This is a genomic window from Phocaeicola dorei (genome assembly GCF_013009555.1).
GTDB lineage: Bacteria > Bacteroidota > Bacteroidia > Bacteroidales > Bacteroidaceae > Phocaeicola > Phocaeicola dorei.
Genome location: NZ_CP046176.1, coordinates 1,863,109 through 1,875,694, shown reverse-complemented (window position 1 = coordinate 1,875,694; position 12,586 = coordinate 1,863,109). Strand labels below are relative to the sequence as shown.

The following is a 12,586-nucleotide window of genomic DNA, read 5'->3' as shown; positions in this document are numbered from 1 at the left end:
TTTTTTCTGTTTTTACCAGTCATCGGAACGGAAAGACGACACAGGTAAATCTTCACCAAACAAATCTCCTTCCACATAATTTTCGAAACCATAACGAACTGCCACCGGATGAGGTACTCTTTCGCTCTTTACAAGCATTTTACTTCTCTGTATCCACGCTTTAGCAGGATAAAAAACCCGATCTTTGCCTGCAACCTGAAAGTTATATGATTCAAAACGGTCTTTACAATTTATCCACATCGGCGCCCGATCAAAACTGACTATTACCGTATCATTCTTTACTTCCATTCCTGCATAGTAAGGACTTTCGGCCGTAACACCTTTCATTCCGTAAGTTTTTACTAATGCCAAACGCCCCAGACGTTCTCCTGCTACCCTCTTTTTACCCGGATGAATCCCCGTTTTCATTCCTGCGTCCAACAATACAGCCATACCACTATTGCCCACCCGGTGTTCTACCATAGCTTGTTGTTCGCGAAGATAAGCAGAATTTATCACATTCTTGCCAGGCTCAGTAATAATTCCATAATCATAAGGTGCAATTTGACAATAATAGAAGGGAAATTCCCCTTGCTGCCATTCTTCGCGCCACCCGCGTATCAGTGCACTGAACATATCGGCATAAGTAGAAGCCCGGTTATAGTTATCTTCCCCCTGATACCAGATAACTCCACGCATGGCTAATCCGATGAGCGGATGAAGCATACCGTTATAGAGTACAGTCGGAGTACGGTTCTTTGACTTGATATCGGCTTCCGATTGGGGAATCTTTGCTTCGGGAAATGCCTTCAACCAATCCGGATGCATCCAGGCTTCACAGGCAGAGCCTCCCCAAGAAGCCACAATCAAACCCACAGGTATATTCAACTGCTGTTGTATCATCCGACCGAAGTAATAAGCAGTAGCACTAAATTCACGCACGGTTGCCGGAACAGCTTCCTGCCAGGTTCCTACCACATCTGTTTTCGGAGTAAAAGAGGAAGCCCGCTTTACGGTGAACAGGCGGAGTTGCGGATTACGGCTGTTCATCACATCTGTATTGCTATTCTCCACCGGCTGGTTTTTAAAACCTTTCATGGGCATTTCCATATTACTTTGACCGGAGCATAACCATAATTCCCCCATCAGGATATCACGTATTTCAGTCAACTTTCCATCATCAAAAGTAATCGTGTAAGGACCTCCGGCAGAGGGGGTGGATAAAGCAAGTTTCCACGCGCCTTTTGCATCGGCAGTAATTTTATAGGTTTGTTTATCCCAACTTGTTGTAATTTTCACCGATGCATTGGGAGTAGCTGTTCCCCATAAATTGGCACGAGTCTGCTGCTGCATCACCATGCCATCTGAAAAGAAAGCGGGCAATTTCACTTCCGCATTTGCCGACAGGCAAATCAACCATGCCCAAGCAATTCCCAGTAGTAGTTTCTTATTTTTCATATTATGTGTGATTACCATTATTCTTTAGTTTTAAAAAACTCGCAAGGTCCCATCCATCCGGCAGGCAACAAATCATCTCCGGGCAGACGGAATTTTGCATTCGTCCATATCCCCTCAAAAGGCGCTTTATCCAAATCAGCCCCACGGAGCGCATTCGCCCAAGTATTCACTACCTCCACTTCCAATACATTGGTTCCGTTACGAAGCGCATCGGTAATATCCACTTCATAGGGAGCTGTCCAAGCTGTACCGCATGCAATGCTGTTGACACGTACAGTCGCCACATTGGCCACTTTTCCCAAGCGAAGAATGATTCTTCCGTCCTGTTCATTCTTCCATCTGAATAACCCTCTGTAAGTAGCATGTCCGGCATAATATCTTATTTTTTCATCCTCTTCCTTACTCCAGTCAAATAATGCCGGACGAGTGACAGTCTTACGCACAGAGGGGAATGTTACTGTCCATTCCTTGATCAATATGGATACAGGTTCCCTTTCGGTCTGTTCCGGAGAAACTTCTGAATATTCTTTGGGGAATACTACAAATACAGATCCATTGGCAGGCAAAGACAAAGCGACTTCGGTACGACCGTTCGCTTCTTTCCATTGTGCTGGACGAGTTATGGTTCCTGTTACCGCATTCCACAATTCAGGCGTGCGTCCCGCAATGCGGAAAGAAGCATTGAATGTACGCAAACTGTCCACCTGATTGGCTACAAAATAAATCTCATACTCTTCCCCACTCCGATGAGTATATGCCACATCAGCAGGAAGAAGTACATCCCGTTCCACACCGAAAGAAGAAAAATCATCTTCCCGATAAGGCAATTTCGGAATAATGACACCTGCCACACGGAGTTCCTCTACTTTTGCCTGTGCCTCAGGAGACAACGGCAGGTTATCAGGATTCATAGGACGGGCTGTAGGAAGCACCAATACTTTATAAGAAGCTCCTCCCGGAAGTACCATTCTTCCATTCTCCGCTTTTGCCAAACGTAACAGAGCATCTTTGTTGAAAGAATCGTAGGCATAGCCACGCATCGGGTTCACCCAGTCTTCGGGATCGGCCATGTTTGCCGAATGGGTAACACCGACAGGACGCACACGGGTAGGTTGACCTTCATTAGCCAGCCGAATCCGTTCGCTTTCCACCCGTTCGGCTCCATAGATACCGGGAAGCATCGAAACTAACCGTTCGGGTAAAATGGAACGTCGTGGCATTTCTTCACCGGTAAAGACGGCGATATCAGCCACCGGATGACCGTATTGCAACAAAGTCTGGCAACGGGTGATGTAATCTACAAAAGATTTTCCTTCCTCCCACCAGGTCTGGTCGCGCTGGAAGAAGAGTCCGATGCCGTCCAATGTCATACCAGGCCGGTGGTTCATCCAGGGATTATGGGTATAGACATGAAAAAAGAGCTTATTGATACCCAGTGCATAGTTACGGTCCAGCAAAGGTTTCAGCATGGCAGGGTCTTCATCCCATACGCCACGAATTTCAGTAAAGCCTTCGGCCTGGATAATATTCTTTCCATAAATATGCGCACCGCTGATGGCATCCAGCATATCATTGGGTTTATCATGCGTAGGACTGTTCAACCAAAATTCCCCCATAGGCAAATCCACTTTCTGATAATGCATCAATCCGTCACTGACCATAGTAGGAGCTACGCACTCGGCAGAAAAACGACAATCATATTGACGGGCACAATCAGCCAATACGGTGTAGAACACATCAGTCACCAGTTCTCCGATGGTGGTACGGACATCCCGCAATATCTGCTCACTGCGAGCGGCGCTTTCCATCGGAATACCTGCCAGCAAAGGAAGATAAGGCATCAAATCATATCCACGACGTTTCTTAAATTCCGCCGCGAAGTTATCACTCCAGTTCTGACTGCCACACTCCCAACTGTCTACGTGCATATATTTCAACACACGGCGTGCCACGGCTTCATCCGTCTTTTTGAACATTTCCGCAAACCAGTTCGAGAACTGTTTCTGAACAGCCTTGGTACTGAACTTGTCGCATTCCAATCCTTTACCACCTCCGGCAGTAGCATTTACATGTCCGGTTGCCGTATGTCCCATGCGGAGAATACGCCATTTACCTTCGGGTAAACGGGCGGTCAGCCTGCCCTGATACAAAGGGAGATTGATCAATTCATCCGGCTGCACACATGCCGCATCAGGTATTTCCGTCGAAGTAGTAGCAGTAGCTACACGCCACACCAGTCCTGCTTTTCCCTCCCATTGATGAATACGTGGAGCCGCATGAAGGACTATATCATTGATTTTCAAATTCGGTTTCCATTTGGCTGCATCCAAATCTTCACTACCCGGTTCACTTCCCACGGGAGTCCACTCAAAACGGAAGTAACGGGCGGTAACAGGAGGGATAGCATGAGTGGACTGGAAATCCGTATTCTGCCATCCCTGCCGGGCAGGAACCAGTTGCTTCACTGTTTTGAATGTCCGTCCATCCTCACTGGCCAATACTTTCAGGCGATGTGCCTGGTAGTTATTTCCTCCCAAAATAATTTCCACATTACTGCAAGTCACAGGTTCTGCATATTCATACTGAATCCAACAAGGATAAGAGGAACGGAAAACTCCTTTTTCATCTCTGTTCACAGCTTTGGATTCATCTTTAATAACGACCGATTTCAAATTGCCGAAAGTTACCTTCGGCTTCAATGAAGTATCCTCAGGCTGACGCTCCAATGGAATGGCGTAGGTAACGATATCTTCATAATAGCCATCCAGTGCTTCGGGCATGGGCAAAGTCAAATTACGAATATTCCCACCGTTCACTATAGTATCACTCCATACCACTTTTTGCATCGACTCTTCGGAAGTTATCCAAGGACCTCCCGCCAAGGCAAAGCCATCACAGATATGCATTCCCAACTGCATGCCTAGCCTATCAGCCTCTCTCATACTATGAGTGACCATACGCCACCATTCAGGGGTAAGCTGCTGGGCTTTTCCCTCGTATTGAGGTCCTTGCTCTACTCCCTTAATAGGCATCAGATAGGCCCCACCCAAACCTATACGATGCATGGCCTCCAAATCTGCAGTAATCCCTTCGGGAGTTACAGCGCCAAACATCCAATACCAGAAAGTCCAAGGACGAGCTTCCTGTACGGGTGAATTTACAAACTGTTGCCGTAAAGCGGATTGTGCTATCATCGGTTGGAATCCGGTTACCAGCAATATGGATACAAACAGATGTTTTATCTTCATAAGTTATTTATTCTATATTTAATAATAAACGAACAAAGTTGTAATTTGTACTCAATTTCTCAAATATAGAGAGTTCAAGTCAAATAAAAAAAGAAAAGGGAAGAATAAACAAAGTTTCTCTTCCCTTTACAATCTATTTTTTCACTGTTATTCAAATTTTAACGTGATACCTCCTCCATATTCTCCATCAGCCCAAAATGCTTGTGAAGACGGACCTATCAAATCTGTCGTATTCACTTTATTACGAACCGGAGGAATTACTTTCATCAGACTGATACCGGTAACAGGAAAAGTATAAAGCAAGCCGTCACGACCGTCGCGAGGCTGATAAACCCCTACATAATTCTGAGGAGTACGGTTACAAATACTTATCATTCCTTCCTGTGTTTCCAAAGTCATCCATTGCACATTAGCGAAGTACCCTTTAAATTCGGGATAAGTAAAACTTTCAGCAGGAATGGGATCATTATACTCATTTTCCCATACGCCCAACTGCGGGCCATGCAGACGGTTCTGCCATACACGGTAAGGGCCGTCACCTACCCAACGCTTGCTCAACACTTTATCTTCCGGATAATCAAACATCACCCCCATCAAATCCACAACACCACTAAAGTTGTATGTAAAGTCTATAGCAGCGGTACCGTCAGGGGAGATAGTCCATACAGCCTGATCAAAACATCCCAGTTTGTAGTTAGCGGTAACTACTACGTTATTGCCTTCTTCACGCACGCTAAAGCCCGTGAAACAACCAGCATCCTCAAATGTTGTATATTGGGTTTTCTTCTTTTCAGCCTCTTTGTCATCATGGTTGTAAAACTGGTCCATAGAACGGTCCGAACGCTTCGCAGCAATAAAACGAGGTCCATTTGTCAGGCTGATGGTACGGCTTCCAATCTTCACCCCTTTCAGTTGTCCGTCTTTCTGAGAGAAAGTAAATGTACGTCCTCCAGCATCAACCGTCAATGCATCGGCAGTTTCTTTATAAGAAGGCTTGTTTCCGGCAGAAACCTGTTGCAATCCGGCAATGTCTTCCAGTTTATAGCTCCATGTAAAAAGGTCATTCCCATTTTTATCCGTAACGGTCAGCAGTAGAGCATTGGCTCCCTTCATAGCCGCAGGAATAGTCAGTGTACCCACACCGTGAGCAGGAATGTCGGGACAGTTCACCTCTCCCTGTTTCATCACTTTCATTCCCCCCCTATCGGTCACAGAAGGCAATTGTACATATTTATAGGTGAAACGGCAAGTATTCGCATTCAAAAAATCGTACCGGTTCTCTATTCTCAGTTTGCCGTCAAACTGACTGTCAAGGCTATCAACCCTGATTTGAATAGGACACCACACCTGCTTGATGGTAAAATAACTTCCCTCTTTTTCGTGGTGCGGTCCTACAATACCATCAGCTCCATAATTGCCGCAGTTGTCAATGAATCCATTCATATCCACACGCTTCACGCCCTCGTCAGCCAGCACCCAAAGAAAACCTCCGGCACAACGAGGATGTTTACGCATCATTTCCCAATAATCATACAATCCTGCTCCATGGCCCCCATCATACAACCCGTGCAAGAATTCGGTCGGCATAAATATTTCTGGCAGACGCATATAGTTCTGGCTTTCTCCATAAGAACGATAGTGCATAGTTTCATATCCGCTGAAGTTGCCTTGCGGATGAAGCACCGGACGTTTCTGAGGATCATATTTATGAAATTCACCATCCAATTCAGTATTCCAGCCTTTTTCATTACCATTGCTCCACCAGATAATACACGGATGGTTTACATCACGGGTAATCATTTCTTTTACCAGCTTCTGCCCGTTGATAGTTTCGTGCTTGCCATGCCAGCCACTCAATTCATCCATTACATAAAGTCCCAAAGAGTCACAAGCTTCAAAGAATTCGGGATCAGCAGGATAATGACTTAGACGAACAGCATTCATGTTCATGCTTTTGATAAGCAATACATCTTCAATATTCTTTGCCTTGCTCAGTGTACGTCCGCTTTCAGGACGGAAGCTATGCCGGTTCACTCCTTTAATCATCACACGCTGACCATTGATATACAATCCGTCACTTTCACGTGTTTCAATCGTACGGAAACCAAATTTCTGATTTTCAACATGCAGGGTTTTACCGGCTTTATCAAGCAAAGTAAACGTAGCCTGATACATAGTCGGAGTTTCAGCTGTCCATAATTCAGGAGATTTTACAGTGAAATTAATCGAAGCATGATCGCTACCTGTACGGACATCCGAAGTATTTTCGGCCACTTTTTTCCCTTTAACATCTGTTATGACAGTATGTATCCTAGCACCTTCTACTGCCATATTCAGAAAACAATCAGCATAGAAATTCCCATCCGCCTTCGCATCTATTGCCAGACGATCGATATTTTGAGCTGGTTTCGCCACGATAAACACAGGACGGAAAATACCTCCAAAATTCCAATAATCAGCACGGCGTTCTGCCAAATTAACCCCTGCATTCGCACTTTCCTTGCTTACAGTTACTTCAAGTACATTCTTTTTTTTCGATCCGAAGAATACCCGGTCACTCACATTATAAATAAAGCGGTAAAAAGCTCCCTGATGCATGGAGCCAGCTTTACGACCATTTATCTTTACCTGCGTATCAGTCATAGAGCCTTCAAATACCAGCTCTATCTGTTTACCATTCCATTCGGCAGGCAACTCAAATTCATATTTATACAAACCTTGTTCATCAGCTACTCCTTCAGGAAAAGCCTTACCATAGAATTTCATGCCATACTGATAAGTACCGAATCCTTGCAGCTCCCAACAAGAAGGTACTCCGATTTTCGTCCATTTTCCGGAATTATTACCACCGGTACACATGAAATCCCATTGTACCATATCATCACAGCCACGTCCTGACAAGTATTGGCGTTCTGTTTTTACGGAAGATTGCGCCAACAAACCTGCCGATAAAGCAAGGAGTGATAAAAAAGTTGTTGTTCTTTTCATTTTGATATTTGATTTTTAATTTAATTCTATTTTTCCGACTGCTTCCCGAAAAGATGTGTCGCTCATTCACACCTTTTGCCATATGTCATTTAATAAGACTGAAACGTACCCGCAAAGTATGAGGTTTCTGCTTATCAATGGCATACTTCTTCAGCACTCCCGGACCACAACTACTGTTTCCTAAACCTAAAACCGCAGCATCCAGGCTGAGAATAATCTCCTTTCGTGGTTTCAAGTCACAATCATGAGTTGCTTTATAAATATCATCCACAGTATAATATAAGGCCGAAAATGAAAATGGCCGGTCTATGGCTGTCACACGGATACCTTTCCCTTCTTTATTGGTAAGGGTCACCTCTGTGACATCCTCGTGATTGCCACTGTCCTGAGGACGGGGGTAATGTGTATATTGACTGCTCACCTTGCTGCTCCATCTGCCTATCAAACAGGACGTCTTACGGTCGGGATAATTTTCCCACGGGCCACGACCGTACCAGGAAAGATTCTCGTATTCTTCTCCCAATACAAATGCACTACCCAGACGAGGCAATTCCGGCAATTCTCCTTGTGGCAGATAAGTCTGTTCCAAATCCACCGTTCCATCCACATATATTTTATAATGGGAAGAGACACGGATGCTACCTTTGGCATAACGATATTTCACAACCGATTTCCTCGATACGGTGCCATTCGTTTCCTGAGTTTCCGTTTCGGGAGTAATCACCTCTACTTGAGGAGCATCCAATCTCTGATTCTTCCAATCTTTGGCCAACCAGTTACCGAAACTTTTATCATTATCCGTCGGAGCACGGAAAGCCTGAAAATAACTATCTTTCCATAAATCCAAAACAGAAAACTTATTTTTACGTTTACCCGGTTGTACACCGTTAGCCACCGCCATCAAATGATCATTCAAGGCAAACTGTTCCTTTAAAATCTCATGCCCGGCTTTCGCCCATAAAGCATCTTCTTTCAATACTATACTTACATTCAATCGAACATCAGCCTGCTTATTAATCTTGACATCGGGCAAAGCCATCGTTCCCGTTTCACCGGGTGCCACCAATGGAAGCGCCAGTTCCCCTTGTTCCATCTTCTTCCCATTCTCTATCAAAGTCCACAGACAGCGATATCCTTCCAGACCAATGTGGTGATTGCGGTTCGTAACTCTTAATCCTTTGGGCAAAACATCTTGTTCTTTTACTAAAAGATCTTGTTCTTTTGGAAAAACCTGAAGATCTTTTTCCATTTCCAATTTAACCGGGGCATATACTTTCTTCACCTCCCAATATTTGGGCGTAGTTTCGCGGTCACTCATCACCACACCATTAAAACAAAAAGCCTTTAAATTAGGCTGATCACCAAAATCACCGCCATACGCCACCATCTGGCGGCCATCCGGCAATATCTTATAAATACCTTGATCCACCCAGTCCCATATAAAGCCGCCCAGCATACGTGAGTTACTATAAATCTCATCCCAATATTCCTTGAAATTACCTAAAGCATTTCCCATGCAATGTGCATATTCGCTGGTCATCACAGGACGGTTATCATTCGTGCGTTCCGCTATTTCCAACAGGCGTTCCCAACGTGCGTTCTCCGCCCGTTCCTTGTCTTCCCCTTCGGGAATGCCGGGATTCAGATACTCCTGTTTCACACGGGTATAGAAACGGCTGATTACATCCACCGTTTTCGGATCGGGTTCTCCGTTCACTCCCTGAGCTCCTTCATAGTGTACGGGACGTGTAGGATCAAAATCATGTAGCCAAGCCGAAATAGCAGCAAAATTAGGTCCGTAACCACTTTCATTTCCCATGCTCCACATCACTACCGAAGGATGATTTTTATCGCGTTCCGCCATACGTACCGCACGATCCAGAAAAGCGGCGTACCAATCGGGTGTACTGGCCAATGTTCCACGCAATCCGTGCTCTTCTATATCCGCCTCATCCATCACATACAGTCCCAAGCTGTCACACAGTTCGTACCAACGGCTCACATTGGGATAGTGACTGGTACGGACTGCATTCACATTGGCTTGTTTCATCAATAATATATCCTGCAACATTCTCTCCTCACTCATCACGCGTGCCGTATACGGATCGTGTTCATGACGGTTTACCCCACGAAAGCGGACAGAATTACCGTTAACCAACATTTGTCCGTCTTTTATTTCAATACAACGAAAACCTACCGGCTGTTCCACTTGCTCTATGGTCTGTCCGTTTACATTCTGTAAACGAAGCTCCAACTTATATAAATAAGGAGTTTCGGCTGTCCAACGTTGTGGAGATTTTATAACGGCGGACATACGTCCCATCTTACGTGGACCACGTTGCGGATACCATTCATTCATCCGTGCCGCCTTATGCTCCAAATCCAAGATATCTTCCACATTGCCAACCATATTCACTATTTCTCTTCCATCCGCATCCTTCAGCACTGCCTGCAACGTATAGCCTTTACCGTCCATTCCCTGATAAACGCTGAACTGCGGATCAATCAGCAGTCTGAAATCTTGATAATTCCCCTGAACAGCAGGGAGGGTACGCACTACATAGTCACGGATACGGATATCTGGAGTATGCACCAAATGAATACTGCGATGAATACCTCCAAAACGCCAAAAATCCTGATCTTCCAAATAAGATCCGTCACTATACCGATAAACCTCTAAAGCTATTTGGTTCTCTCCCGGTTTCAACCAACGGGTGATATTGAACTCACTAGGTTCCATACTTCCCTGGCTATACCCTATACGTTCACCGTTTATCCATACATAAAAAGCGCTCATCACTCCTTCAAAACGAAGAAAAGTCTGCCCATCCGCTTTCCACCCAGCCGGTAAAATAAAAGTACGCCGGTATTGTCCCACCGGATTACGTTCCTTGTAGGTGGTATACGAAGCTTTAGGCTCCCCCATTACCCGTGGAGGATCTATTTTAAACGGATATCCTGCCGATACATAAATAGGTGTTCCGTATCCGTTGATTTCCCAATTGGCAGGAACCGGAAAACTTTTCCAATCCTCGTCATTAAAGTCCGTACGGTAGAAATCCGCTATCCGTTCGGAAGGCACAGGAGTCCACCGGAATTTCCACATTCCGTCCAGACTCATCGAACAATCCCCCTTCTGCTTGGCAAAAGGCACAAAAGCAGCCCTTGCCGGTTCCCGATTAATCTGTAATACATGATGATTCTCCCAATCATGTATTTGTTGGGCCTGTAAGGATACCGTCATCCATCCGCACAGTAACAATCCATATATTCTCATATTTTTGCTCTTTCTTTTCAAATGAAGACGGACGAAATATGATTTTGTACCATATAAATTGTAAAAAGAAAACCCTTCTCTCCGATATCATCATCGAAAAGAAGGGCAAACTTAACATGGACAAAACAATTATCTAGGATTTTGAACTATATTCGGATTAGCATCAATTTCAGTTTGTGGAATAGGAAGTGCCACCCTAGGGTCTGAAGGAGTAATGACACGAGCATCTTCAGGCATAGTCAGATGCCAGCCTCCTGAACGGTCCACTGACTTGCCATTACGCATATAATCAAAGAAAGCATGACCTTCACCTACCAGTTCTTTACGTCTTTCTTTCAAAATGCGCTCCAAGCTGAGATCAGCAGATGTTACGGATTTCGCTGGATTGGCACGGGTAACTATCGCATTCAGATATGTCAATGCTTTTTCCGTATTGCCGATTTTAAAAGCAGCTTCCGCAGCATTCAAATAGACCTCGGATAAACGGAGAATACAAAGATCATTATCCTGTGGATTGACTGTAGAAACAGCATCGGTCACACTGCCCGATTTCCCCGGATATTTAATCAGATATTTCGGTTGACCTTTGGCAGCTACAGGCAATGTATCTGCAACTGCATTTTCCGGCAAATGAGGAAATACATGGCGCACATCTTCAGGGTCTTCATTCAGCAAATCCAAATAAGCCTTTGTCAGAATCAGGTTATTCCAATCTTTCACATTATCGGCATACACCATCGGCGCCCCTTCTCCTCCCGAACCGCCTGAAGGTTCAGACATCGTAAAATAGAATTCAAACAAAGACTCTGAGTTGAAGTCTTTTCCCCATACAGAAGGATATTCATCATGAGTAAAAAGCCGGTAAATTCCCCCATTGTCATTGATTACTTCTTCTGCACATTTCAATGCATTTTCATTGTCATTCATATACAGATACACCCGGGAAAGTAAAGCTTTCACACTCCAATAATTCATATAGGCATCATGTTTTTCTTTTGTCAGTCCTCCCAACGCATCGTTCAAGTCCTTTAGCACTTGTTCGTAACATTGTGCCACTGTGTTACGTTCCGGAGCATGATCCTCCAAGGTGGTCTGAATCTCAATAGGAACTCCCAAAGAAGCCCCATTATCCAAAGTATAAGGCATACCAAATAAACGGGTCAGATCAAATAAAGCCAGTCCTCTCATTGCCAGTGCCTCCGATTTAATCCGTGCCACTTCTTCCGGCTTGGCATTCCCCGCATTCCCCGCATCCAACTTTTCTATCAGACTGTTAGCCTGATGGATCACTTTATAGGGTTGGTTCCAGACAAGGGTTATATTAAAATTATCATCCGCCGTAACATCAAAGAAATAGTAAGGAGAAACCCTGCGGCCTGCTCCTTTATTAATACGTGCCTGCACATCTTCTCCACGACAATCAGCATAATAAAGATAATTATCACCATAATAACTATGTGCGGATGCTAATCGGTATATACCATTCAATGCCACCTGTGCATCATCTATATTTTTAATGGCATCATCACTAGGAACTGCCGTAGAAGGATCTGTATTCAGCCAATCAGCAGTACACGAAACAAACATCAATGATACAGCCGCAACAATCGATAAATATATTTTTTTCATTTCGTTC

At 44.6% G+C, this 12,586-nt stretch carries 5 protein-coding genes; all 5 read right to left on the bottom strand.

Annotated features, from left to right (window positions below; translation table 11 throughout):
* Window positions 1-12: 12 nt before the first annotated feature.
* The gene (locus GKD17_RS07705; RefSeq protein WP_085959341.1) at window positions 13-1,437 is read right to left on the bottom strand and encodes a sialate O-acetylesterase; all 1,425 of its coding nucleotides are present in this window, start codon (window positions 1,435-1,437) and stop codon (window positions 13-15) included.
* 17 nt (window positions 1,438-1,454) lie between these two features.
* Window positions 1,455-4,685: a glycosyl hydrolase gene (locus tag GKD17_RS07700; protein ID WP_007838026.1), complete on the bottom strand. Its 3,231-nt coding sequence runs from the start codon at window positions 4,683-4,685 to the stop codon at window positions 1,455-1,457.
* A 147-nt stretch (window positions 4,686-4,832) separates the two neighbouring features.
* The gene (locus GKD17_RS07695) at window positions 4,833-7,673 is read right to left on the bottom strand and encodes a glycoside hydrolase family 2 protein (RefSeq protein WP_007838025.1); all 2,841 of its coding nucleotides are present in this window, start codon (window positions 7,671-7,673) and stop codon (window positions 4,833-4,835) included.
* An 85-nt stretch (window positions 7,674-7,758) separates the two neighbouring features.
* Window positions 7,759-10,950, bottom strand: coding sequence for a glycoside hydrolase family 2 TIM barrel-domain containing protein (locus tag GKD17_RS07690; RefSeq protein WP_007852566.1), 3,192 nt, complete (start codon window positions 10,948-10,950; stop codon window positions 7,759-7,761).
* A gap of 129 nt (window positions 10,951-11,079) precedes the next feature.
* Window positions 11,080-12,579, bottom strand: a complete 1,500-nt coding sequence (locus GKD17_RS07685) for a RagB/SusD family nutrient uptake outer membrane protein (RefSeq protein ID WP_007838023.1) — start codon at window positions 12,577-12,579, stop codon at window positions 11,080-11,082.
* Between the last annotated feature and the right edge of the window lie 7 nt (window positions 12,580-12,586).